Consider the following 24,135-nt stretch of genomic DNA (forward strand, 5'->3'; position numbering starts at 1 on the left):
CGGATAAAAATCAGCGAGAACCGAAGATGGCCGTGCCTACCCGCACCATGGTGGAGCCCTCGGCGATCGCGGCTTCGAGGTCGGCGCTCATGCCGGTCGACAAGGTATCGAGTGCCAGCCCTTGTGCCTGCAGGGCTTCGAGCAGGTGCCGCAGCGCGCGGTGGGGTGCGCCGCCCGCGTCGGGCTCGGGGATGGCCATCAGCCCGCGCAGGCGAACGCGCGGCAAGGCAGCGATCGCGTGCGCGAGCGCACCCACCTCGCCCGGCGGTACGCCGCTCTTGCTCGCCTCGCCGCTGATGTTGACCTGCACGCACAGACACAAGGGAGGCAGATGGGGTGGCCGCTGTTCGCTCAGCCGCTGTGCGATCTTGAGCCGATCCACGCTGTGCACCCAATCGAACTGCTCAGACACGATGCGCGTCTTGTTGCTCTGCAAGGGGCCGATCAGGTGCCATTCGATCTGGGCACGCAGATCGGAGAGCTCGGCGATCTTCTCGATGCCTTCTTGCACGTAGTTCTCGCCGAAGCAGCGCTCGCCGGCAGCGAACGCTTCACGCACGGATTGCGCGCTGAAAGTTTTGCTTACGGTTAGCAGCGTGACACTTTGCACGGGCCGTTGCGCGGCCGCACAGGCACTGGCGATGCGCGCGTGCACTTGTTGTATGTTCGCTGCAATCGTCGCCATAATCCCGCGAGCCTATATCAACCGCGCCCGTCGCGATGGCGCACGCGGGTTGCAACTCTCCCAGAGACACATGGACATCACCCAACTGCTGGCGTTCTCGGTCAAGAACAAAGCGTCTGACTTGCACTTGTCCGCCGGCCTGCCACCGATGATCCGTGTGCACGGCGATGTGCGGCGCATCAATGTCGATCCACTCGAACACAAGCAAGTGCACGAGATGGTCTACGACATCATGAACGACTCGCAGCGCAAGGCGTACGAAGAAACGCTGGAGTGCGACTTCTCGTTCGAGATCCAGGGCCTGGCGCGTTTTCGCGTCAATGCCTTCAACCAGAACCGCGGCGCAGGTGCCGTGTTCCGGACGATTCCTTCCAAGATCCTCACGCTCGAGCAACTCAACACACCCAAGGTGTTCGCCGATCTGGCGCTCAAGCCGCGCGGCCTGGTGTTGGTGACCGGGCCGACCGGCTCGGGCAAGTCGACCACGCTCGCCGCGATGGTCAACCACCTGAACGAAAACGAATATGGCCACGTGCTCACGGTTGAAGACCCGATCGAGTTCGTGCATGAAGCGAAGAAATGCCTGGTCAACCAGCGCGAGGTGGGCCCACACACGCTGAGCTTCTCGAACGCATTGCGCTCAGCACTGCGCGAAGACCCGGACGCCATCCTCGTGGGCGAAATGCGCGACCTGGAGACCATCCGCCTGGCGCTCACCGCGGCCGAAACCGGCCACTTGGTGTTCGGCACGCTGCACACCAGCTCGGCCGCCAAGACCATCGACCGCGTGGTCGACGTGTTCCCCGCGGCTGAAAAGGAAATGGTCCGCGCGATGCTCTCCGAATCGCTGGTGGCCGTGATCTCGCAAACGTTGTGCAAGCTGAAAGACGGCAGTGGCCGCGTGGCGGCACACGAAATCATGCTGGGCACCGCGGCCATCCGCAATCTGATCCGCGAGAACAAGATCGCGCAGATGTACTCGTCCATCCAGACCGGCAACACCATGGGCATGCAAACGCTCGACCAGAACCTGTCCGATCTGGTACGACGCAACATCATCTCGCCCGCCGAGGCGCGCGCCAAGGCCAAGTTCCCGGAAAACTTCCCCGGCTGACACCCGCTTTCGCAAACCGCAGACCGCGCGCGAGGGCTCCCGTGAAGAAACTGCTCGATCGACTCAAGCGCGGCCCGGGCCTCACCGAAGCGGGCGCTGCCGGCATGCCCGATTCGGCCTTTTTCTCGGCCCAGATCACCGATCACGCCGACGACGAGCAGCCTCTGGCCACCTGGGCCGTGCGCGCCAAGCAGGTCGGTGCGCAGCCGTTCGAGCGCAAGAGGGCCGAGCCCATCTTTGCCAAGCTGTGGGGCGCCGACCGCTACGTGGCCGCGCTCAGCACCGACGAACTCGCGCGCATGAGCCAGTACCTGCAGTTCGTGACGGTGCCGGCCAACCAGGAGGTCATCGGGCAGGACGAGCAGGGCGACTACATGCTGATCGTGCTCGAAGGCACGCTCGCCGTCGACCGCGTGCAGCCGTGGGGCGGCCGCGCGCGTTTGGCCGAAGCGCGGGCCGGCGACATGCTGGGCGAGATGTCGCTGCTCGATGCGGGCGCGCGTTTTTCCGCCTGCATCACGCTCACCCCCTGCACGCTGGCCGTGGTGGACGCCCAGCGCCTGGATGAGATGATCATGTTCGAGCCGCGGCTCGGCCTGGCCTTGCTGGCCTCGCTGTCGCGGCGCCTGTCATTGCGGTTGAGGCAAGTGAGTGCCCGGCTGAGCGCATTGCTGTCGAGCAATTGACGGCCACCGAGGGCCACGGAGAGAAATCATGGAAAGAGACCAGGCATCCAAATTCGTCAACGACCTGCTGCGCCTCATGGTGTCGCGCAATGGCTCCGACTTGTTCCTCACGGCTGATTTCCCGCCAGCGATCAAGGTCGACGGCAAGATCACCAAGGTCTCGCCGCAGCCCCTGACGAGCCAGCACACCATGGCGCTGACACGCTCGGTGATGAACGACAAGCAGGCCGCCGAGTTCGAACGCACCAAGGAGTGCAACTTCGCGATCTCGCCGCAGGGCATTGGCCGCTTCCGCGTCAACGCCTTCGTGCAGCAGGGCCACGTGGGCCTGGTGTTGCGGACGATCCCGCAAACGCTGCCCACCATCGACAGCCTGAATCTGCCGCAGGTGCTGAAAGACGTGACGATGACCAAGCGCGGCCTGGTCATCTTCGTGGGTGCCACCGGCTCGGGCAAGAGTACTTCGCTCGCGGCCATGATCGACTTCCGCAACGAGAACTCGTACGGTCACATCATCACGATCGAAGACCCGGTGGAGTTCGTGCACCCGCACAAGAACTGCATCGTCACGCAGCGTGAAGTGGGCCTGGACACCGAGGGTTGGGGCGCCGCGCTGAAGAACACGCTGCGCCAGGCACCCGATGTGATCCTGATGGGCGAAATCCGCGACCGCGAGACCATGGAGCACGCCGTGGCCTTCGCCGAAACCGGGCACCTGTGCATGGCCACCCTGCACGCCAATAGTGCCAACCAGGCGCTCGACCGCATCATCAACTTCTTCCCGGAAGAGCGGCGCGCGCAGCTTCTGATGGACTTGTCGCTCAACCTGAAGGGGCTGGTCTCGCAGCGCCTCCTGCCGCGCCAAGAAGGCCGAGGCCGCATCGCCGCCGTCGAGATCCTGCTGAACACGCCGCTGATCTCCGACCTGATCTTCAAGGGCGAGGTCGCCGAGATCAAGGAGATCATGAAGAAGAGCCGCGAACTCGGCATGCAGACCTTCGACCAGGCGCTCTTCGACCTTTACGAGAACCACCTCGTGACCTACGAAGACGCGCTGCGCAACGCCGATTCGGTGAATGACCTGCGGCTGCAGATCAAGCTGCACAGCAGCCGCGCACGCAGCACCGACCTCGCAGCCGGCACCGAGCACATGACCATCGTCTGATCGGCGCCCCCCAGTCGCTGTGCTCCTGCCCCCAAGGGGCGCCACCCCAGGGGCCCGGCAGAGCCGGTTCCCCGGGGCGTTGTTTGATCCAAGCATCGCTTCGCTTGCTTGAAAGAGCCGCCATGACCAAGAACTACGACCCCGTTCCCGCCAAGCGCGTTGCCTTCCTCGGCCTCGGCGTGATGGGCTACCCCATGGCCGGCCACCTGCAGCGCGCCGGCCACAGCGTGACGGTCTACAACCGGACGGCCGCCAAGGCGGCGCAGTGGGTCGGCGAGTACGGCGGCGCCAGCGCGGCCACGCCTGAAGGCGCGGCCCGCGGTGCCGACATCGTGTTCGCCTGCGTCGGCAACGACGACGACCTGCGCGCCGTGGCCGTCGGCCAGAACGGGGCCTTTGCCGGCATGAAGCGGGGCGCGATCTTCGTCGACCACACCACCGCCTCGGCCGAGGTGGCGCGCGAGCTGGCCGAGCACGCGCAGGGGCTGGGCCTGCAGTTCATCGACGCGCCGGTGTCGGGCGGCAACCTCGGCGCCATCAACGGTGCCCTGACGGTGATGTGCGGCGGCGATGCCGCGGCCTTCGCTGCGATCCAGCCGGTGGCCATGGCGTTCTCGAAGGCCGTCACGCTGCTGGGTGGCAGTGGCGCGGGGCAGCTGGCGAAGATGGTCAATCAGATCTGCATTGCCGGGCTCGTGCAGGGCCTGTCCGAAGCGATCGCCTTCGGGCAGAAGGCGGGCCTGGACATGAAAGCCGTGCTCGGCGTGATCGGCAAGGGCGCCGCGCAGAGCTGGCAGATGGACAACCGCGGCCCGACCATGGTCGACGGCAAGTTCGACTTCGGTTTCGCCGTCGACTGGATGCGCAAGGACCTGGGCCTCGTGCTCGACGAGGCCAAGCGCAACGGCGCACGACTGCCCGTCACCGCGCTCGTCGATCAGTTCTACGCCGACGTACAGGCGCTCGGCGGCCAGCGCTGGGACACGTCGAGTCTGATCAAACGCCTCGGCTGAGGCGCTGCGGGGTTATCAGGGGCGCGTGGCCGGCGAGGTCGATGGGGCGGCCGGCGGGTTCTTGGGCGCAGCGCCGGGGTCGATCAGCGACAACTCGGCATCGCTGATGATCTCCAGCACACGCACCACCTTCTTCACGCCGCTGATGCTGCGAGTCAGCTCGGTGACACGCTCGGCCTCGCGCTCGGTGACCCGGCCCATCAGATAGACGTTGCCGCGCTCGGTGAGAACCTTGAAGGCGTTCGACGAGACGTCGCCCGCGTCCACCAGCGTCGCCTTCACCTTGCTCGTGATCAGTGCGTCGTTCGAGCGATTGGTCAGCGAACTGGCCGTCATCACCGCGAGTTCATTGACGGTGTTGCGCACGTTGTCGATCTTGCTCACGGATTGTTCGACGGCCGCCTTGTCCGCTTCGGTCGGTACCTCGCCCGTTAGCAGCACGGTGCGGTTGTAGCTGGTCACGTTGACGTGGCCGCGGTTGCCCAGCACCTCTTGCACGCGCGTGCCCGACTTCAATTCGATGCTCTGGTCGTCGATCTGGGCACCCGACGTGCGGCGGTCAATGGCCAGCAAGGTGCCGCCGACGACCGCCCCGCCCACCAGCAAAGGCGCGCAGGCCGAAAGGACGCTGCTCACGACAAGCGCCCCGATCACTGCGACGTGGCGCAGGTGGGCTGACTTCGTTGCGCGCGTGGCGTGCGAGGTGTGTTGGGTCATGTGTTTTCCTGTTCTCCGAGCAGTTGCAGGTCGACCGCATCGCACAGGCAATGCAAAGCGAGGATGTGTACTTCCTGGATGCGCGCCGTGCGTTCGTGCGGCACGCAGATATGCACGTCAGTCTCGGTGAGCATCTCGTTCATCTTGCCGCCGCCGCGCCCGGTGAGCGCCACCACTGTCATGTCCTTGTGGCGCGCGGCTTGAACGGCCGCCAGCACGTTGGCCGAGTTGCCGCTGGTGGTGATGGCGATGAGCACGTCGCCCGGCTGGCCGAGCGCCTGCACCTGCTTGGCGAAGATGTCCTCGAAGCTGTAGTCGTTGCCGATCGCGGTGAGGATGGAGGTGTCGGTGGTCAGCGCGATCGCCGCGAGGCCTGGGCGTTCGCGCTCGAAGCGGCCGACGAACTCGGCGGCGAAGTGTTGCGCGTCGCTGGCCGAGCCACCATTGCCGCAGGCCAGCACCTTGCCGCCTGATGTGATGCTGCCGACAACGGCGCTCACCGCATCGGCAATGGGGCGCGCGAGGATCTCTGCGGCGGCGTACTTGAGGTCGGCGCTGTCGAAGAATTGCTGCTGAATGCGTTGTTCAAGCATGGGCACAGATCATATGTCACGCCTCTATGACACCCCTGCACCACACAGGTTCCCCTCGGGCTCTCACTTGCTGCGTGAGGAGGGGTCAGTCGGCAGAGAACGCCGCGCGAAACCACTGCAAGGTGCCGTTCTCAATCGCCACCACGTCGAATCGGCAAGGCGGTGGCGACGCGAACTGCAGCAGAAAGTGCTGCGCCGCATAAATCAGACGTCGCTGCTTGGCCGCGGTAACGCTGGCCGCGGCGCCGCCGTGGCTTGCACTGCTGCGCGCGCGCACCTCCACGAACACGAGCGTGCCATCGCGGTCGCGCACAATCAGGTCGATCTCTCCGGCGCGTGCGCGCGGGCCGGCCGCGACCCGATAATTGCGCTGCACGAGGGCCATGCCCTGACGCACCAGGTGCTCCAGTGCGCGTTCCTCCGCCTCATCCCCTGCCTTCTTCGTCGTCTGCATTGCCGTGACAACCGCTTCTTCTTTGATGCTGCAAGCGGCCCAGGCCGCCGCCGGTACGCAACAGTATCCCGCAGGCGCTCTGTACGTGGTCGCGACGCCCATCGGCAATCTGGCTGACTTGAGCCTGCGCGCCATCCATGTGCTGTCGCTGGTCGACGCGGTGGCTTGCGAAGACACGCGCCACAGCGGTGCGCTGCTGCGCCACCTGGGCCTGGACAAGCCCCTGCTTGCCGTGCACGAGCACAACGAGCGAGAAGCCGCGGCCGAGGTGTTGGCGAGGTTGCAGCGCGGGGAGCGCGTGGCCTATGTCAGCGACGCAGGTACGCCGGCGGTCAGCGACCCGGGCGCGGTGCTGGTGTCCGCCGCACAGGCTGCGGGCCTGCGCTGTGTGCCGCTGCCCGGCGCCAGCAGCGCGCTCGCCGCCCTGAGCGTGGCCGGTGACGTGGTGGGAGCCGGCTTTCTGTTCATCGGCTTCCTGCCCACGCGCGGTTCGGAACGAGCGCATGCATTGAAGACGCTGGCCGCGTGCAATGACACGCAGGTCTTGTTCGAGGCACCGCATCGCATCGAATCGCTGTTGCAGGGTCTGGCCGAAGCCTGTGGCGATCGCGGCGTCACCTTGTGCCGCGAACTCACCAAGCAGTTCGAGACCGTGGTCACGATGCCCGCCGCGCAGCTGCCCGGCTGGTTGGCCGCCGACGCCAACCGCGGGCGCGGCGAGTTCGTTCTGGTGGTGCACGGTGTCAAGGCGTCAACCGAAGGCGACGACAGCGGGGCGCATGACGCCACCTTGCGCACTTTGCTGGCCGAGTTGCCGCTGAAGCAGGCCGTGGCACTGGCGGCCGAACTCACCGGCGCGCCGCGCAACGCGCTCTACGCCCGGGCGCTTGCGCTGAAGGCCGACGCGCCGGGCTGAGCGCTCCTCACGGGGTCGTGAGGCTGGCGCAGGTCGAGGTGACGGGGGTTCCCGCCAGCACCTGCTGCACGAAAGGCAGCGAGTCGGGGAGCGAGCCGTTGACGGCGGCGCCGTGGTCCAAACCCGGGTACACCTTGTGCACCACCCGCGCGCCGGCATTGCAGGCATCGGTGGCCAGGGCGATCTGCTGCTCGGCGGAAACGCTCAGGTCCGCCGCGCCAATGCCCATGAAGATGGGCTGCTGCAGGGCGTAGGTGGGGTAGCGCAAGGATTCGCGCACCAGGTCGTTCATCTGCTGCTGGCTGGTGGCCGTAGCGAAAACGTTGTTGTTGGTGAGCCCAGCCGCCAGGACGGCGTTCCACAACGGGCCGACGCATTGCTCGGCCGAGCTGGCGTACACCGGCAGCGCGAGCGCCGAGAAGATGTCGGCCGCGTTCAGCGTCGGGTCCACCTGTTGCGCGGCGCGTGCGACGTACATGGTGTACGACAGCGTCGGGTTGACGGCGTCTGCTGGATAGGTGGAGGCATTGCGCCGCATGAGGTGCGGTGTGCCGGTGGCCACCGTGCCGCGCACGCTCACGTCCGGCGCATAGGTGGGCGCGTAGCCGGCAGTGGCGAACACCGCGCCGCCGCCCTGCGATTGCCCGAGCAGGATCACGCGGTTGGAGACGTCGGGCAGGGACAGCACTGCGCGCACGCTGTCGAGCACCGCGTAGGCCTGTGCGCGCGCGTGCAGGTAGAAGTGCAGGCCGTTCGAGCCGAGACCCTGGTAGTCGGTGGCAACAACCACAAAGCCTTGTCGCAGCCAGGTGTTGAGGTACTCGGAATCGCGCGCCGGACGCGGGTTGGCCGAAGGCGCGCAGGCGTCCCCGATGCCCACCGTGCCGTGCGCCCAGGCGATCACCGGCCAGCCACCCCCCGGTGGCGTACCGCGCGGGAAAAAGACCGCGCCGGTGGTGTTGAGCAGGCCGGTGCCGGTGAGGCCGTCGGTGGAGGTGTAGACGATGCTGCGCTGATCGCCTGCGTCAGCCAAGGTGAGTCCGGCGGCGAGCGGCGCGGAGGACACCAGCGTGCCCGCCGTGGGCGGCGGCGGGGGAGGCGGGGCCGCAGGTGGGGGAGGTGGGGGAGGCGGAGGTGGAGGTGGAGCAGGAGGGGGTGGTGGAGGAGGCGTGGCTCCCGATGAAGTAGGCGCCGGTGATGAGCTGCTGTCCGAGCCCCCTCCGCCACATGCGACCACGGCCACGGCCGCCATGGCGCAGGCCAACCAGTGCAGGTTGCGACGATTTGACATGAGATCCCCTCCGAGGAATGCGCTGCGCTGAGGCAGCTTATTGAATTAGCACGGCAGTCTAATTCCTTTGCTCGGGCCGGTTCCGAGGGTCTTTGCCTGCCAGGCGCCACAGAGCGACTCCTACAATGATTCGATGATCTCCCGCGAACCCACCCTCGAGCGTCTGGCGGTCGCCAGGTCGCTGCTGCTCGAACCCTTCGGCCTGACTGACGCGACGCTCTCGCGGGCGTTGGCCACGATCGCCGAGCACCGCATCGACGACGCGGACCTGTACTTCCAGTACACCCGCAGCGAAGGTTGGAGCCTTGAAGAAGGCATCGTGAAATCCGGCAGTTTCGGCATCGACCAAGGCGTGGGTGTTCGTGCGGTGGCGGGCGAGAAGACGGCCTTCGCCTACTCCGACGACATCTCGGAGGCGGCCCTGCTCGATGCCGCGCAAACGGTTCGCGCAATTGCAGCAGCCGGCCAGAGCCGCAGCGTCAAGATCCCGAGCGAGCACCGCATCGCCCAGAGCCGCACGCTTTATGCGCCGATGGACCCTATCGCCACGCTCGACAGCACGCAGAAGGTGGCGTTGCTCGAGAAGGTCGAGCGGCTGGCTCGCGCCAAGGACCCGCGCGTGAAGCAGGTGATGGCCGGCGTGGCCGCCGAGTACGACGTGGTGCTGGTGGCGCGTGCCGATGGCACCCTGGCTGCCGACGTGCGCCCGCTGGTGCGCTTGTCGGTCACGGTCATTGCCGAGCAGACCGTCAATGGCGAGGTGCGCCGCGAGGTGGGCAGCGGCGGCGGTGGCGGGCGCTTCGGGCTGGGTTACTTCCACGACAGCATCATCGAGAGTTACGTGGATTCGGCCGTGAACGCAGCTCTCACGAACCTCGACTCGCGCCCCGCCAAGGCGGGAGAGATGAGCGTGGTGCTCGGTCCGGGCTGGCCCGGCGTGCTGCTGCACGAGGCGATCGGCCACGGCCTTGAAGGTGATTTCAACCGCAAGGGATCGAGCGCGTTCAGCGGCCGCATCGGCCAGCGGGTGGCGGCCAAGGGCGTGACCGTGCTCGACGACGGCACCATCCCCGACCGCCGCGGCTCGCTCAACGTCGATGACGAGGGCAACGCCAGCCAGCGCAACGTGCTGATTGAAGACGGCATCCTCAAGGGCTACATCCAGGACTCGATGAACGCCCGCCTGATGGGTGTGGCGCCCACTGGCAACGGCCGTCGCGAGAGCTACGCGGCCGTGCCCATGCCGCGCATGACCAACACCTACATGCTGGGTGGCGACAAGACCCGCGAAGAGATCATCGGCAGCCTCAAGCGCGGCCTGTACGCCACCAACTTCGGCGGCGGGCAGGTCGACATCACAAGCGGCAAGTTCGTGTTCTCGGCGTCCGAGGCCTACTGGGTCGAGAACGGCAAGATCCAGTACCCGGTCAAGGGCGCGACCATCATCGGCAACGGCCCCGATGCGCTCACGCGCGTGAGCATGATCGGCAACGACATGCAACTCGACACGGGCGTCGGCGTGTGCGGCAAGGAAGGCCAGAGCGTGCCGGTGGGCGTTGGCCAGCCGACTCTGCGCATTGACCGCCTCACGGTGGGCGGCACCGCCTGACGTTGCGCCAACGCTGCGACGCGCTTGACGGCAGGCCATTTGGCCGTGCTACATTGCGGCCCATGCGTTTCTCCAGCTTTTTCTTTGCCTATTTTTGGTTCTCGCACCGCACCGGCGGAGGAGAGGCGAGCGCGTAGGCTGAAGACAGACGCACCGAACTCACCAAACCGCCGGGTCCCCCCCGGCGGTTTTTTTTTGCCCCTGATTCCCCCGATTCGATCCACACACACACCACAGCGAGGAGAACACGAATGAACGCCAAGTCCAGCAGCGCCGCGGAGGGTTGGTATGCGCCCGTCGACAAGACCGGTCAGACCGACGATGAAAGGATCAAGGACGTGATGCCTCTGCCTCCCCCCGAGCACCTGGTGCGTTTCTTCCCCATTCGTGGCACCCCCGCCGAGACCCTGATTGCCGAGACGCGCCAGCGCATCAAGCACATCATGTCGGGCAAGGACGATCGCCTGCTGGTGATCATCGGTCCGTGCTCCATCCACGACCCGGCGGCCGCCGTCGACTACGCCCGCCGCCTGCGCGAGCAGCGCGAGAAGTGCGCCGACACGCTGGAGATCGTGATGCGCGTGTACTTCGAGAAGCCGCGCACCACCGTGGGCTGGAAGGGTCTGATCAACGATCCGTACCTGGACGAGAGCTACCGCATCGACGAAGGCCTGCGCATCGCTCGCCAGTTGCTGTGCGAGATCAACCGCATGGGCGTGCCGGCAGGCAGCGAATTCCTCGACGTGATCTCGCCTCAATACATCGGTGATCTGATCAGCTGGGGCGCGATCGGTGCGCGCACCACCGAAAGCCAGGTTCACCGCGAGCTGGCCTCGGGCATCTCGGCGCCGATCGGCTTCAAGAACGGCACTGACGGCAACATCCGAATCGCCACCGATGCCATCCAGGCCGCGGCGCGCCCGCATCACTTCTTGTCGGTGCACAAGAACGGCCAGGTCGCCATTGTCGAGACCAAGGGCAACAAGGATTGCCACGTGATCCTGCGCGGCGGCAAGGCGCCCAACTACGACGCTGCGCATGTGCAGGCTGCATGCAAGGACCTCGACACCGCCAAGCTGCCGACCACGCTGATGGTTGACTGTTCTCACGCCAACAGCAGCAAGCAGCACGAGCGCCAGATCGACGTGGCCCGCGACGTGGCTGCGCAGATCGCCGGCGGCTCGCGCCAGGTGTTCGGCGTGATGGTTGAAAGCCACCTGCATGCCGGGGCGCAGAAGTTCAGCGCCGGCAAGGACGACCCGGCCAAGCTCGTCTACGGCCAGAGCATCACCGATGCGTGCATTGGCTGGGATGACTCGCTGACCGTGCTCGACGTATTGAGCAATGCCGTGAAGACCCGCCGTGGCTGAGGGTGGCGAAACAGCCTGCAAGCGCGGGTAACGCGCGGCGGTGAGATGTAGATGGGAGTAAGGGCCGGCAAGAACGCTGGCCCTTCTTCATGGGCGGCGCTGGAATGTCCGTTTCGATCAGAAGAAGGACAAGACCATGACCCCTCGCCCTCTTTTCGCGACGCCCTGGATCCAGCGCTCAGCGGCGATCGCAGCCCTCTCGGCGCTGGCTTTCGGCGTGTCGGCTCAGAGCCCGGGCGCGCGGGCTGCCGCCGCTGGCAGTGACACCGCCGCGCTCGAGGCTGCCTTCAAGCGTGCCGATACCAACGGTGATGGAAAACTCTCCGAGCAAGAGGCTGCGCGCCTGCCGGCCATCTGGACCAAGTTTGCCGAACTTGACAAGGACAAGGACGGCGCGCTGAGCCTGGAGGAGTTCGCTGTCGGCTACAACGCCGCGGTTTGATCTCGATCCGTTTGTCCTGAACTGCAGGCCCAGAACTATTCACCCGCCGCGTCGCGCGCCAGCCGCTCGCTCTTCCAGTAGACGTCGTCTCCGCCCAGCCCGTCGAGGTTGGCGCGGTTGAGCACGCGCGCCAGCACGAAGAGCAGATCGGACACGCGATTGAGGTAGTGCCGCGGTTCGGCGCGAACCACCTCTGCGGCCGTCAGCGCTACCACCGCCCGTTCGGCTCGGCGCGCCACGGTGCGGCACACATGGGCCGCGGCCGCGCTGCGCGTGCCGGCAGGCAGGATGAACTCCTTCAGCCGCGGCAAGTTGGCGTTGTAGTGCGCAAGTGCCTGATCGAGCCCCAGCACGGCGTCGGCCTTCAGCAACTCGTAGCCGGGGATGGACAGCTCCCCACCCAGGTTGAAGAGCTCGTGCTGGATCACTACCAGCAGTTCGCGCACGTCGTCGGGCAGCGGCTCGGCGAGCAGCACGCCGATGTGCGAGTTGAGCTCGTCGACGTCTCCCATGGCGGCGATGCGCAGGTGGCTCTTGGGCACGCGCGTGCCGTCGCCCAGGCCGGTGGTGCCGTCGTCGCCGGTGCGGGTGGCGATCTGAGTGAGTCGGTTGGCCATGGGGTGCGCAGCAGGTTTGTGGAGGCGCGGCGATGGTAATTTGTCTCGCTCCCACCAGGGTTGCTCCGTGCGTGGTGGCCGACGCCGGCGCGCAAAATCAGCGGCTCTGCACGGCGCCGCCCGTGCCTCACGGAGATCGCCTTGAACGCTGCCCTGCCGACCCACGCCCTGCCGTCCTTCGAGGCCCGACCGGTGCCCGCCCCCATGCTGCAGGCTCTCCAGGCCCGCTTCGGCGAGCGTTGCTCCAGCGCGATGGCCGTGCGTGAGCAGCACGGCCGCGACGAGTCGCCCTTCGATGTGCCACCGCCGGAACTCGTCGTCTATTGCGAGAGTACCGATGACGTCGCCTTCGTCGTGAAGCAGGCCGACGCGCACGCGGTGCCGGTGATTCCTTTCGGCGTGGGCTCGTCGCTCGAAGGCCACTTGCTGGCCGTGCAGGGCGGCGTGAGCATCGATCTCTCGCGCATGCAGGGCATCGTCTCGCTGCAACCCGACGACCTCACGGTGACGGTGCAGCCCGGCGTCACGCGCACGCAGCTCAACAACGAGATCCGCCACAGCGGCCTCTTCTTCCCGATCGACCCGGGCGCTGACGCGAGCATCGGCGGCATGAGCGCCACGCGCGCCAGCGGCACGAACGCCGTGCGCTACGGCACCATGCGCGAGAACGTGCTGGGCCTGACCGTCGTCACTTCGCAGGGCGAGGTGATCCGCACCGGCACGCGGGCTCGCAAATCGAGCGCCGGCTACGACCTCACGCGCCTGATGGTGGGCAGCGAAGGCACCTTGGGCGTGATGACCGAGATCACGCTTCGGCTGTACCCGCTGCCCGAGGCAGTGCTGGCGGCGGTGTGTACCTTTCCGAGCATCGACGCGGCGGTGCGCACCACCATCCAGATCATTCAGCTGGGCGTTCCCATCGCGCGCTGCGAACTGCTCGATGCGAACACCGTGCGCGCCGTCAACCAGCGCGACAAGCTGGGCCTGACCGAAGCGCCGATGCTGCTGATGGAGTTCCATGGCAGCGAGGCCGCGGTCGCCGAGCAATCGGCCACCGTGCAAGCCATCGCCGACGAACTCGGCGGGCAGGGTTTCGAATGGGCCACCACGCCCGAGGCCCGCACACGCCTGTGGACGGCCCGTCACCACGCCTACCTGTCGGCCTTGCAGACCAAGCCCGGCTGCCGCGCCGTCACCACCGACACCTGCGTACCGATCTCGCGCCTGGCCGACTGCATCAATGCCAGCGTGGCGGAGGTCGATGCCTCGGGCTTGTCTTACTTCCTGGTGGGCCATGTCGGTGACGGCAACTTCCATATGGGTTATCTGATCGACCCCAACGCTGCGTCCGAGCGCGATCTGGCCGAGCAACTCAACCACCAGCTCGTGCAGCGTGCGCTGGCCGTGGGCGGCACCTGCACCGGCGAGCACGGCGTGGGCCTGCACAAGATGGGCTTCCTGGTCGAGGAGACGGGCGAGGGCGCGGTGGCGATGATGCAGGCCGTGAAGCGCGCGCTGGACCCGAAGAACATCATGAACCCCGGCAAGATCTTCGCGGCTTAGAGTCACAGGCCCGTGCGCACAGGCCCGTAGACTCGTCGGGTGAATCACCCCTCACTGCCCCTTTCCAGACTTCTGCAGCACACCGCCGATGCCGTGCAGGCCGTGCGCGCCGGCCAGTCGCTCAACGAGGCCCTCGCCCGTTGCCCCGCCGAGGCGCGCCCGGGCACGCAGGCGCTCAGCTTCCAGGTGATGCGCCGTCTCGGTGTGGCTTTGTCGGCGCGCCAGCAACTCGCGCCCAAGGCGCCGCCACCGGCCGTCGATGCCCTGCTGCTCACGGTACTGGCCCTGCTGTGGCCGCACGACGCCGCCGAAGGTGACGGTGGAGCAGCCTATGCCCCGCACACGCTCGTCAACCAGGCCGTGGACGCCGCCAAGCAGCGCGCCAAGGCCAGCGCGTCGTTCGTGAACGCCGTCCTGCGGCGGTTTCTTCGCGAGCGCGACGCCGTCGTGGCCGCCGTCGAGGCCGACCTGGTCGCGCGCAGCAACCACCCCCGCTGGTGGATCGATCGCCTGCAGGCCGATTGGCCCGACCAATGGCAAGCCATCGTCGCGGCCGACAACCGCCGCCCGCCGATGACCCTGCGCGTGAATGCCCGTCGCGGCAGCGTGGCGGCCTATCTGGAGCGCCTGGCCGAGGCCGGCATGGCCGCCGTGCAGGTCGGCCCGCAAGCGGTGCGGCTGGCCGAGCCCCAACCAGTGCACCGGCTCCCAGGCTTCGCGCAGGGGGATGTCTCGGTGCAGGACGCTGCCGCCCAACTCGCGGCACCCTTGCTGATCGGCAATGGCATGCCGCAGGGTGCGCGCGTGCTCGACGCCTGCGCCGCGCCGGGGGGCAAAGCGGCCCATCTGCTGGAACTGGCCGACCTCGATGTGCTCGCACTCGACAGCGACGCCACCCGGCTGCGCCGCGTCGACGAGACGCTTGCGCGAATAGGTGTGCAAGCGCACACAATCGCCTCTGATGCCAGAAAACCTGAGTCATGGTGGGGCGGAGAGCCCTTCGACGCCATCCTGCTCGACGCGCCCTGCAGCGCCTCGGGCATCGTGCGGCGCCACCCCGACGTGCGCTGGCTGCGCCGCGCGAGCGACATCCCGACGCTGGCCGCCACCCAGGGCCAGCTGCTGGACGCCCTGTGGCCGCTGTTGAAACCCGGCGGCCGGCTCCTGTACTGCACCTGCTCAGTGTTCAAGGCCGAAGGCCAGGCCGTGATCGACGCTTTTTTGCAACGCCAACCCGGTGCCAGCCTGCCGGCGCAGTCGGCTGCTCCCGGGCACCTGCTGCCCCTGGCGGACAATTCGCCCAACGGCGCCGCGCTCGATCCCGGTGCGTCACCTGACTTCTTTTTCTACGCTTTGCTGGCCAAGGCCTCCACCTGAGTTGTCCCCCGTGCCCCGCACATCCGAGACAGGCGTTGTCGACCTCTGCTGCCTCGATCTTGCCCCGGAACACTTCCTGAGCCGGGTGCGGGTGTGGGCGGCCAGCCTGTTGGGCGTGCTGTTGCTCGTGACGGCCATGGGCCTGCGCGCCGAGCCGGTGGTGCTCGACAGCTTCGAGCTCTCCCGCACGGATGAGGGTCTCGTCTTGGGGTTCTCTGCCCGCTTCGAGCTGTCGCGTGTGGTCGAGGACGCGGTGCAGAAGGGCGTGCCCCTGTTCTTCGTGGCCACCGCCGAGGTCTACCGCAGCCGCTGGTACTGGCGCGACAAAGAAGTCAGCAGCGTCAGCCGCACGTGGCGGCTGGCCTACCAGCCGCTGACGCGCAAGTACCGCGTCACCTTCGGCGGCCTGAGCCAGAACTACGACACCATCGAAGAAGCCCTGGTCACCGTGAGCCGCACCGCCAACTGGAAGCTGGCCGATGCGTCCATGCTCGACGACGGCAGCCACTACGTCGAGTTCAGCTACCAGCTCGACACCACGCAGATGCCGCGCCCGATGCAGATCGGCATCGGTGCTCAGCCCGACTGGTCTTTGCGCGTCGAGCGTGTGCGCCGCCTGAACTGAGGTCATGCGAGCCACCCCGCCGCTGCGCTCTTGCCTCTTGAGGGGCCGCCTCGCAGCGGCTGCACTCTCAGGGCGATCGCCATGAGCAAGGCCACCCGCTGGGCTTGGATCGTCTCGCTGGTGGCCGTCATCGGCGCGGGGCTGGTGCTGGTCTTCCTGCTTTCGCTCGCCACCAACAGCCGCGGGCTGTACGAGCGCCACTACGTCTGGCTGTTCTGGGTCAACGTGGTCGTGGCCAGCCTGTTGGTGCTGGTGATCATCCTGGCCGGCATCCGCCTGCTCGTGCGGGTGCGGCGCGGCAAGTTCGGCAGCCGGCTCCTGCTGCGGCTGGCGGCGGTGTTCGCCGTGGTCGGCGTGGTGCCGGGCGTGCTGATCTATACCGTGTCGTATCAGTTCGTCTCTCGCAGCATCGAGACCTGGTTCGACGTGAAGGTCGAAGGCGCGCTCGACGCAGGGCTGAGCCTGGGCCGCGGCACGCTCGATGCGCAGGTCAATGACCTGGCCAACAAGACCCGCCTCGCCGCCGAGCGCCTCAGCGACGCCGAGCAGGTGGGTTCGCTGACGCTCGAGCGCGTGCGCGAGCAGCTCTCTGCGCAAGAGGTGACCCTGTTGGGACCGAGCGGGCAGGCGTTGTTGACGGTCGGGCGCTCCAACAAGTCCATCGCGCCTGAGCGGCCGAGTTCGGCGCAGTTGCGGCAGGTGCGCAATGCGCGCGTCGTGAGCCAGATCGAGGGCTTGGATGAGGAAAGCCTGGCTGCCTCCGCCGAGGCCCGCGTTCGCGCCGTGGCCTTCATGCCCAGCAGCAGTTTCTCGCTGGGCTCGCAAGACCGCTTCCTGATGGTGACGCAGATGCTGCCCACCACCATGGTCGAGCACGCGCTGGCCGTGCAGGCCGCCTACCGCGAGTACCAGGCGCGTGCACTGGCGCGCGATGGTTTGCGCCGCATGTACATCGGCACGCTCACGCTCGCCCTCATCCTGGCAGTATTCGGCGCCTTGCTGCTGGCCGTGACACTCGGCAACCAGCTCGCGCGGCCGCTGCTCTTGCTCGCCGAAGGCGTGCGCCAGGTGGCGCGCGGTGACCTCACGCGCAAACCCGTGCTGGCCTCGCGCGACGAACTCAGCGGCCTCACGCGCTCGTTTGCCGACATGACCGAGCAGCTCTTCGAGGCGCGCGAACTCGTGCAGCGCAGCCTGTCGCAGCTGGAGGCTGCGCGCACCAACCTGCAGACCATCCTCGACAACCTCACCGCGGGTGTGATCGTGTTCGACCGCGAGGGCCACATCGACACCGTCAACCCGGGCGCCACGCGCATCCTGCGCCTGCCGGTCTCGGCGTACCGCGGCCGCCGCCTCGACGAAGTACCCGGCCTGCAGGAGTTTGCCGCCGCCGTGTGGCAGCGCTTCGAGCTGCATAGCGGCAGCCCCGAGTCGGGCGAGCGCGACCATTGGCAAGACGCCTTCGAGCTCCAGACCACCGCCGCCAACGGGCGCGAGAACGACAAGGTGACCCTGCTCGTGCGGGGCGCCTCGATGCCGCATGCCGGGCTGCTGATGGTGTTCGACGACATCACCGAAGTCGTCTCGGCCCAGCGTGCCGAAGCCTGGAGCGAGGTCGCGCGCCGCCTGGCGCACGAGATCAAGAACCCGCTCACACCGATCCAGCTGTCGGCCGAGCGTCTGCAGCACAAGCTCGAAGCCAAGCTCGAAGGCCTCGACCAGGCCATGCTCGTGCGTTCGGTTGGCACCATCGTCAACCAGGTTCAGGCCATGAAGCAGCTTGTCAACGAGTTCCGCGACTACGCGCGCCTCCCCGCCGCGCGGCCGCAGGCGCTCGACCTCAACTCACTCGCGGCCGAGGTGCTCACGCTCTACGCCACCGCGCAGGAGTCAGGCCGCTTGCGCACCGAGTTCGCGCCGGGCCTGCCCTTGATCCTGGGCGACACCACGCAGTTGCGCCAGGTCATCCACAACCTCGTGCAGAACGCCTTCGACGCCGTGGCTGACCGGCCCGAAGGCTGCGTGCGCCTGCGCACCGAGATCGCGCGAACCGAGCAGGGCGAACTGCGGGCCGTGCGCCTGCAGGTGATCGACAACGGCCCGGGCTTCTCCGAGAAGGTGCTCAAGCGGGCATTCGAACCCTACGTCACCACCAAGAGCAAAGGCACCGGGCTCGGGCTGGCCGTGGTCAAGAAGATCGCCGATGAGCACGGGGCACGCATCCGCGTGACCAACCTCACGCGGGGTGGTGAGGAAGATGCCGAGGTCACCGGCGCACAAGTTTCGATATCATTTTCAAAATTCGCGCCGGGTGAAAGCCCCACGGCCGCTGCGGCAAACGCCGAAGCGCGCGCGCACTGAGGATCCATGGCCACCATTCTTGTAGTCGACGATGAACTGGGCATTCGTGCCCTGCTGTCAGAAATCCTGACCGATGAAGGCCACAGCGTCGAGCTGGCCGAGAACGCCGCGCAGGCCCGCGCCTGCCGCGAGCGCGTGCGGCCCGATCTCGTCCTGCTCGACATCTGGATGCCCGACGTCGACGGCATCACGCTGCTGAAAGAGTGGAACACCGGCGGCCAGCTCAACATGCCGGTGATCATGATGTCGGGCCACGGCACCATCGACACGGCCGTCGAAGCCACCAAGGTGGGTGCCATGGCCTTCCTCGAAAAGCCGATCACCTTGCAAAAGCTGCTGCGCGCGGTCGAGCAGGCGCTTGCCAAGCCAGCGCCACGCCAGGCCATGCCGGCCCCGGGCGTGCTGATCCGCACCGAGACCACCAGCCTTACCGTCGAATCCGTGATGACCGGCGGCAGCATGCTCCCGCTGGCGCCGATGGTGCTGGGCCCTCAACCCGAGCAATTGTTCGAACTCGATCGCCCGCTGCGCGAAGCGCGCGACGCCTTCGAGAAGAGCTACTTCGAGTTCCACCTCGCCAAGGAAAACGGCAGCATGACCCGCGTGGCCGAAAAGACCGGCCTGGAGCGCACCCACCTCTACCGCAAGCTCAAGCAACTGGGTGTGGACCTGAGCCGAAACAAGCGCGGGCTGGGCGGGAACTAGGCCTCCCAGGCGCTGCGGACGGATGCCCCGGTGTCATTCGGCTTGTGGCGGCCGTCACCCGGACATGGCCCCCCAGAACCGGCTATAATCGCCGGCTCTCGTCAGAGAAAACAGGCCAAGTAGCTCAGTTGGTAGAGCAGCGGATTGAAAATCCGCGTGTCGGTGGTTCGATTCCGCCCTTGGCCACCAGAACACGGTCCTTTTGAATCAAGGACTTACCAGAACGGCGGCCTCGGATGGGGTCGCCGTTTTGCGTTTTATACGCCTGATTCTGGCAATGGTCTGGCAGTCCAACGGGATTTCACTGCGCGCCGGCATTGTTCGCTGCGCTGCATTGCGCTCCAGTTCGGCTTGCTGCGCGGGAGCCACTTCATCTCAACGATGAGGCGCTCGGGCATCGTGCGTGAAGCAGTTCACGCCGACGCGAGCAGAGTGCAGCGAAGGCTAAAAAAACGCGGGTCCGATTCCTACACGCAACTCCTAGATGATTCGGAGTTGCAAGATGAGTTTTTTGAGTTTCCCCCGTTCCTGTGGCGTCGCCCTGACGCCGATGGGCTTCCCACACCTTGCCGGTATGGAGGCCCGCCATGGCCGCTGAAGCCAAGCCGTACAAGGAAGGGAAGACCTGGTCGATGCGCCGTCGCATCCTCGGCCAGGAGTTGTTTGTCTCGGGCTACAAGACCTCTGCCGCCGCCAAGAAGGCGATGGACAAGCTTGTGAATCCACTCGAGACCCGTGGTGCGCCCAAAGGCCTCGGCCCACAACGCACGACTGTTGCTCAGGCCGCCCAAGACTACGGGATGGCGCGCCTGCGCTTCATGAAAGGGGCGGTGCAGGAAGCCAATCGCATCAACAAGTACTTGCGCGCCCTGGGCCTGGACACGCTGAAGGTGACCAAGTGGGCCGATGCGGTCGCCGCCGGAAAGGTCCAGGGTGTCGTGCCTGCCACCGACGGAGAGGGCAAGGGGCCATTGTTCCTGGTCGAGCTCGAACCCGCCCAGCCGCAGCGTGACATTCCCAAGGGCCTGGGCAAGCATCGCAGGGAGCTGGCCAGCGCCACAGCCAAGAGCGATGCGCAGCGCACCCGCATCGCTCGCATGCCGATGGCGGAGGTGCGGCGGCACCACATGCAGGACCTCATGGACGCGCTGCGTGCCGACGGTCGCGGTGCTTCGACGGTTCACCTTGAGCGCGCGCTCATGCGCACCTTGTTCTACTACGCGCAAGAGGTGTGGAACTGGAACGAACCGGGCGAAAACCCAGCCACCGGGCTGAAGATGCCCAAGCTCGACAACGAGCGCGACCGCGTGATGTCCATGGAAGAGCAGCAGCGCCTGGACGAGGCCGTCCAGGAGTGCCGCAACGAACTCGTCGGCCCGACGCTGACGCTGCTGAGAGAAACCGCCATGCGCGCGTCTGAGCCGCTCGAGCATGCGCGCTGGGGCGATGTGGATTGGGAGCGCAAGGTCCTGCGACTCACCGACTCCAAGGGTGGGAAGCGCGATGTCCCGCTGTTTCCTGCGGCCATTGCCGCACTGAAGGAGCTGCAAGCGCTGAACCCGGGCGGGCCCGAGGACAAGATTGTGCTGGTGACCTATGAGTCGCTGAAAGCGGCATGGCGACGTGTTTGCGAGCGAGCCGGCGTCGCAGACCTGCATCTGCATGACCTGCGCCACACAAGTGCCACCCGCCTGGCTCTGGCATCAGGCAATGTGTTCCTGGTCCAAGCCCTGACGGGCCACAAGGACCTGAAGATGGTGAAGCGCTATGTGAACGTGAAGGCGGACGACGTGGTGAAGTTCATGGAAGCCCAAGCCGCCGAGCAAGCAACCGCCGAGACCAAAACCAAGGTGGTGGAAGAGGCGCTGGCGGCAACCGAGAGGCGTCCAGCCTTCAAGTTGATTCGGGCGGCTTGAGCCGTGACTCCTGCGGGCGACAGGCGTCGCCCGCGTTGTCGTGAGGGCATCCTTGGGACTCCCCTTCCGCAAGCAGTCAATGTTTCAGATGCCCTGGCAGGAGACGCTGACCTCCGTGTAGGGCACGTGAGGTCTGCCATGATGTTTGGACGCAGCGCTCGCCGCCGTCCACCCTCAGCCTTTCGAGCGCTCGAAGTCTGCGTCCGTCGCTACGTCGGGCATGCGGGCCACTACGTGAACGTCGCTCCGAACGACGTAGGAACGTGCGGCTTCGACATGAGCAGGCGTCAGGAAAGGCCAGCTCGCAACGATGCGCTCCCACGCATTGCCTGCATCCACGCACGCCAGCAAGGTCGAAATGGGCAGGCGCGAGCCTGCAAACACCGGGGTGCCACCCATGGTGCCGGCATCGACTTCAATTGCGGGAGGTGTTTCGCGAGCCATGACTCAGTCTAGCCCCCAGTTCCGCGCAGGGGGTGTCGCAGCCCCGAGGGCGGCATCGCATCGAGTGCGCTCTCCTCGAAGTGCTCTCGGCAATGGATGCCTAAGATGAGCACCTCGAACCCGCTTCCCCGAGGGCGTACGGCCTTTGGCCATTCCGACGCTTGTTAGCGAGAGGGTACTTCCCGCGCAAGCAAAGGCGGAGCCGTAGCTCGACGCGGTGCGGCAGGCTACTGCCGCCCCTCAAATACCTATTGTGTGGAGATAGAGCCACAAAACAGGGATTGTGAGCGCCGCGGAGACTCCATCTTCACCCCGACCAAGCAGCGCGTACTGGTGCAGTTTTGCCACCAGCGAGAGCCGTCCTTGAGGGACTTCCAACGGCGCTGACGTCATCGTGAGAGAGCTGTCGTCGTCGGACTCGAAGGCCGCCTGCCGCTGCGCGAGCGGTACCTCAGAGGGGACGCCAGGTGTTCTGAGCATTGAACATGCGGGTGACGAAGTCGGAGACGCACTTCTCGCTCCAATAGACGTGCTTGCCCATGCGAACGGCAGGCGGGAAGGTCCCGGCCTTGACGAGACCTTCGAGCGTGCGCGCGGAGATTTTGAGGCAGTCGCAGACATCGGACTTCTTCAGGGTGAGGGTGGCGGACGGGAGAGACATTGCGATTCCAGGGTTGTTGACCTACGTCCTGTGTCTAGGACCCGGTCTTTATTCCCCGCGCGGGTTCCAGGAGGCGGTGTGATTTGCGTCACGCATCCATTGTTCGAAGGCCCGCTCGGGAAGCAGGCTACTGGTCTGTAAGCTCACCGGAAAAGCAAGAGAGGCTCAACGTGGGGGAAACCGAAGACAAGCAACACGAGGTGCAGCGACGGCTAGGGCGCTGCATGCTGCGCCTGCAGCAGTACGAGGCGTTGATGAAGGCCATCGTGGCCTTGCATGACATCGGTGGCACGATGTCGACGCTTCCTACCGAACCGGCGCGGCGCTCGGCGGAACTCGCGACAACGAACCTCGGCGAAGTGGCCAAACGCCTGTTCAAGAATGTCATCGTCCCAGACGGGTTTAGCGATGGCGACGATGCAGACAAACGGTTGGCGTCAACCACGGAAGCTGGGTTCAGGACGGTCGTTCGAATCCAGATGCCCCAAGCCGACTACGAAAGGGCCAAGCAGGGCGTCAAAGACCTGGTCGACCTGCGAAACACGCTGGTTCATCACTTCCTTGAACTCTTCGACGTAGGGTCGGTGCCAGGGTGCGACGCCGCCGTCGAGTATTTGTCCAATGCGTACGCCCGTATCGACGACCACGTGGGAGAGCTCCGGCAGTGGGCAGACAACCTGGACCATGCGAGGAAAGCTGCAGCGCGCGAGCTAAGTACTCCCGAATTCATGGAACTCCTCGTCAATGGCATCGCACCCGATGGCAAGGTCTTGTGGGCGGCGTCGGGAATCGCGGCGTGCCTGCGAGACGCCGCGAGGAAGCTTCAAACGGACGGATAGACACCTCTGGAGGCTGCCATCCAGTTCGCCGCTCGACATCATCCGTTGCAGACGCCAGAGCGGTATGGCTGTCGTTCTTGGCCGCATGTGCTCCACGAGTCAAAGCTCTTCGATTTGCGCTACACGCGCGAGCCGGACGCCGCGAAGGTCGCTTGGTATCGGGAGCGAACGTAGGAGCCGTGGGACCTGTGGTGTGCAAGAAGACGGGACACAGCGGCTGCTGTGTCCCGAATGAATGATTGAGTGCTTGTGAACCTGCGAGCCTTCAGTGGAGCGGACCGCGGCTGTCGTCAGTGGGGTCCTGGGGCTCCCCGCCCAACGCAACGTTCATCTCATGCGTGGTCGGCATACCTGCAAGGATGGCCACGACGTCATCGACGGCATGGCCCTCGATGAAACTTGGCTGAAACACGGGATGGCTTGCCAAGTTGGTGAGCTGGACAGCTGGCGCGAGGCCATCCGTGCAGCACTTGGCTTCTTTCATCTGCCTGCGTAGCGCCTGTGGGTCGGCCAGGTCGAAGGGCACACCCAATACGGCGTTCTGCTTCGTGTTTTCGATATAGAAAAGCACGGTGAAGAGGCCCTGGTCGAGCGCGTCCGACAAGAAGTCCTGCACCTTGGGGTCGCTGAGCTGCATGACGCACCGCAGCTGCACATTGGCACATTGCAGCGTCGCCAGCAGCAGCACGTCCCGCCGGTCTAGCGTTGGGAACACTTGGTAGTGCGGGGCCATCGGAAGGCGGGGGTCCAGCTTCTCGATGAGCCAATTGGGGGCGGGTGCCTCGAGGGCATAGTTTGCGATGGGCGGAAGCTCTTTGACAGAACGGAGTTCGGCTCGCAACCGGTCGGGCGTAACGATGCTACCGAGACGGGCGTTGCGAAGAAACTTTGTCGTACCGAGGGCGTGGAAAAGCGCTTGCATAAAGTCCTTTGGAATGGCCTAGGGACTTCGTATAGGCAGCGATTCCGGCG

The 24,135-nt window shown here is 66.1% G+C and carries 24 protein-coding genes and 1 tRNA gene; 16 read left to right on the forward strand and 9 right to left on the reverse strand.

Annotation, left to right across the window (positions count from 1 at the left end; translation table 11 throughout):
• Positions 1–10: 10 nt before the first annotated feature.
• A complete protein-coding gene (locus AC1KAR_RS11225; protein WP_480317476.1) occupies positions 11–685 on the reverse strand; it encodes a YggS family pyridoxal phosphate-dependent enzyme in 675 nt (224 codons plus the stop codon).
• A 70-nt stretch (positions 686–755) separates the two neighbouring features.
• On the opposite strand from AC1KAR_RS11225, the gene AC1KAR_RS11230 reads away from it, so the two are divergent.
• From AC1KAR_RS11230 to AC1KAR_RS11245, 4 genes are all read left to right on the forward strand, one after another.
• The gene (locus AC1KAR_RS11230; protein ID WP_480317478.1) at positions 756–1,799 is read left to right on the forward strand and encodes a type IV pilus twitching motility protein PilT; all 1,044 of its coding nucleotides are present in this window, start codon (positions 756–758) and stop codon (positions 1,797–1,799) included.
• 41 nt (positions 1,800–1,840) lie between these two features.
• The gene (locus AC1KAR_RS11235; protein WP_480317480.1) at positions 1,841–2,485 is read left to right on the forward strand and encodes a cyclic nucleotide-binding domain-containing protein; all 645 of its coding nucleotides are present in this window, start codon (positions 1,841–1,843) and stop codon (positions 2,483–2,485) included.
• Between the two features lie 28 nt (positions 2,486–2,513).
• Entirely contained in the window at positions 2,514–3,650 is a 1,137-nt protein-coding gene (locus AC1KAR_RS11240) for a PilT/PilU family type 4a pilus ATPase (RefSeq protein ID WP_480317482.1), read from the forward strand.
• A 122-nt stretch (positions 3,651–3,772) separates the two neighbouring features.
• The gene (locus AC1KAR_RS11245) at positions 3,773–4,663 is read left to right on the forward strand and encodes an NAD(P)-dependent oxidoreductase (RefSeq protein WP_480317484.1); all 891 of its coding nucleotides are present in this window, start codon (positions 3,773–3,775) and stop codon (positions 4,661–4,663) included.
• 15 nt (positions 4,664–4,678) lie between these two features.
• Here the strand turns inward: AC1KAR_RS11245 and AC1KAR_RS11250 are convergent, their stop codons facing one another.
• The 3 genes from AC1KAR_RS11250 to AC1KAR_RS11260 form a co-directional block, all read right to left on the reverse strand.
• The gene (locus AC1KAR_RS11250) at positions 4,679–5,380 is read right to left on the reverse strand and encodes a BON domain-containing protein (RefSeq protein ID WP_480317486.1); all 702 of its coding nucleotides are present in this window, start codon (positions 5,378–5,380) and stop codon (positions 4,679–4,681) included.
• Positions 5,377–5,973, reverse strand: coding sequence for a phosphoheptose isomerase (locus AC1KAR_RS11255; protein ID WP_480317488.1), 597 nt, complete (start codon positions 5,971–5,973; stop codon positions 5,377–5,379). Before AC1KAR_RS11255 ends, AC1KAR_RS11250 begins: the two co-directional genes overlap by 4 nt.
• Before the next feature lie 85 nt (positions 5,974–6,058).
• Positions 6,059–6,427 carry a YraN family protein gene (locus tag AC1KAR_RS11260; RefSeq protein ID WP_480317489.1) on the reverse strand — a complete coding sequence of 123 codons (369 nt, stop codon included), beginning with the start codon at positions 6,425–6,427 and terminating at the stop codon, positions 6,059–6,061.
• A 25-nt stretch (positions 6,428–6,452) separates the two neighbouring features.
• On the opposite strand from AC1KAR_RS11260, the gene rsmI reads away from it, so the two are divergent.
• Positions 6,453–7,343, forward strand: coding sequence for a 16S rRNA (cytidine(1402)-2'-O)-methyltransferase (gene rsmI, locus AC1KAR_RS11265; RefSeq protein WP_480317492.1), 891 nt, complete (start codon positions 6,453–6,455; stop codon positions 7,341–7,343).
• A gap of 7 nt (positions 7,344–7,350) precedes the next feature.
• Here the strand turns inward: rsmI and AC1KAR_RS11270 are convergent, their stop codons facing one another.
• Positions 7,351–8,376, reverse strand: a complete 1,026-nt coding sequence (locus tag AC1KAR_RS11270) for a lipase family protein (protein WP_480317494.1) — start codon at positions 8,374–8,376, stop codon at positions 7,351–7,353.
• A 391-nt stretch (positions 8,377–8,767) separates the two neighbouring features.
• On the opposite strand from AC1KAR_RS11270, the gene tldD reads away from it, so the two are divergent.
• From tldD to AC1KAR_RS11285, 3 genes are all read left to right on the forward strand, one after another.
• A complete protein-coding gene (gene tldD / locus AC1KAR_RS11275) occupies positions 8,768–10,243 on the forward strand; it encodes a metalloprotease TldD (protein ID WP_480317496.1) in 1,476 nt (491 codons plus the stop codon).
• Between the two features lie 251 nt (positions 10,244–10,494).
• The gene (locus tag AC1KAR_RS11280; RefSeq protein ID WP_480317498.1) at positions 10,495–11,613 is read left to right on the forward strand and encodes a 3-deoxy-7-phosphoheptulonate synthase; all 1,119 of its coding nucleotides are present in this window, start codon (positions 10,495–10,497) and stop codon (positions 11,611–11,613) included.
• 136 nt (positions 11,614–11,749) lie between these two features.
• Complete coding sequence (locus AC1KAR_RS11285; protein WP_480317500.1) at positions 11,750–12,055, forward strand: EF-hand domain-containing protein; 306 nt, start codon at positions 11,750–11,752, stop codon at positions 12,053–12,055.
• Between the two features lie 35 nt (positions 12,056–12,090).
• Here the strand turns inward: AC1KAR_RS11285 and AC1KAR_RS11290 are convergent, their stop codons facing one another.
• Entirely contained in the window at positions 12,091–12,672 is a 582-nt protein-coding gene (locus AC1KAR_RS11290; protein WP_480317502.1) for a cob(I)yrinic acid a,c-diamide adenosyltransferase, read from the reverse strand.
• Positions 12,673–12,813: 141 nt separating this feature from the next.
• On the opposite strand from AC1KAR_RS11290, the gene AC1KAR_RS11295 reads away from it, so the two are divergent.
• The 7 genes from AC1KAR_RS11295 (at position 12,814) to AC1KAR_RS11325 (ending at position 21,219) form a co-directional block, all read left to right on the forward strand.
• On the forward strand, positions 12,814–14,235 hold the full coding sequence (locus AC1KAR_RS11295; protein ID WP_480317505.1) for an FAD-binding oxidoreductase: 1,422 nt from the start codon (positions 12,814–12,816) through the stop codon (positions 14,233–14,235).
• 39 nt (positions 14,236–14,274) lie between these two features.
• Positions 14,275–15,612 (forward strand): 16S rRNA (cytosine(967)-C(5))-methyltransferase RsmB, encoded by a 1,338-nt coding sequence (gene rsmB, locus AC1KAR_RS11300; RefSeq protein ID WP_480317507.1) that lies wholly within the window; start codon positions 14,275–14,277, stop codon positions 15,610–15,612.
• 10 nt (positions 15,613–15,622) lie between these two features.
• Positions 15,623–16,237, forward strand: a complete 615-nt coding sequence (locus AC1KAR_RS11305) for a DUF4390 domain-containing protein (protein ID WP_480317509.1) — start codon at positions 15,623–15,625, stop codon at positions 16,235–16,237.
• Positions 16,238–16,318: 81 nt separating this feature from the next.
• Positions 16,319–18,598 (forward strand): sensor histidine kinase, encoded by a 2,280-nt coding sequence (locus AC1KAR_RS11310; protein ID WP_480317511.1) that lies wholly within the window; start codon positions 16,319–16,321, stop codon positions 18,596–18,598.
• Positions 18,599–18,604: 6 nt separating this feature from the next.
• Positions 18,605–19,303 (forward strand): response regulator, encoded by a 699-nt coding sequence (locus tag AC1KAR_RS11315; RefSeq protein WP_480317513.1) that lies wholly within the window; start codon positions 18,605–18,607, stop codon positions 19,301–19,303.
• 113 nt (positions 19,304–19,416) lie between these two features.
• A tRNA-Phe gene (locus tag AC1KAR_RS11320) sits at positions 19,417–19,492 on the forward strand.
• A gap of 611 nt (positions 19,493–20,103) precedes the next feature.
• Positions 20,104–21,219: a tyrosine-type recombinase/integrase gene (locus tag AC1KAR_RS11325; protein WP_480317515.1), complete on the forward strand. Its 1,116-nt coding sequence runs from the start codon at positions 20,104–20,106 to the stop codon at positions 21,217–21,219.
• A 174-nt stretch (positions 21,220–21,393) separates the two neighbouring features.
• Here AC1KAR_RS11325 and AC1KAR_RS11330 read toward each other — a convergent pair whose 3' ends face one another.
• Together AC1KAR_RS11330 and AC1KAR_RS11335 are read right to left on the reverse strand one after the other, a co-directional pair.
• On the reverse strand, positions 21,394–21,663 hold the full coding sequence (locus tag AC1KAR_RS11330) for a DUF433 domain-containing protein (protein WP_480317517.1): 270 nt from the start codon (positions 21,661–21,663) through the stop codon (positions 21,394–21,396).
• A 451-nt stretch (positions 21,664–22,114) separates the two neighbouring features.
• Positions 22,115–22,324, reverse strand: a complete 210-nt coding sequence (locus AC1KAR_RS11335; protein WP_480317519.1) for a helix-turn-helix transcriptional regulator — start codon at positions 22,322–22,324, stop codon at positions 22,115–22,117.
• Positions 22,325–22,548: 224 nt separating this feature from the next.
• On the opposite strand from AC1KAR_RS11335, the gene AC1KAR_RS11340 reads away from it, so the two are divergent.
• Positions 22,549–23,163: an OST-HTH/LOTUS domain-containing protein gene (locus AC1KAR_RS11340; protein WP_480317521.1), complete on the forward strand. Its 615-nt coding sequence runs from the start codon at positions 22,549–22,551 to the stop codon at positions 23,161–23,163.
• A 265-nt stretch (positions 23,164–23,428) separates the two neighbouring features.
• Here the strand turns inward: AC1KAR_RS11340 and AC1KAR_RS11345 are convergent, their stop codons facing one another.
• Complete coding sequence (locus tag AC1KAR_RS11345) at positions 23,429–23,896, reverse strand: hypothetical protein (RefSeq protein ID WP_480317523.1); 468 nt, start codon at positions 23,894–23,896, stop codon at positions 23,429–23,431.
• Positions 23,897–24,135 lie beyond the last annotated feature (239 nt).

Source organism: Piscinibacter sp. PDB1-1 (assembly GCF_056675995.1).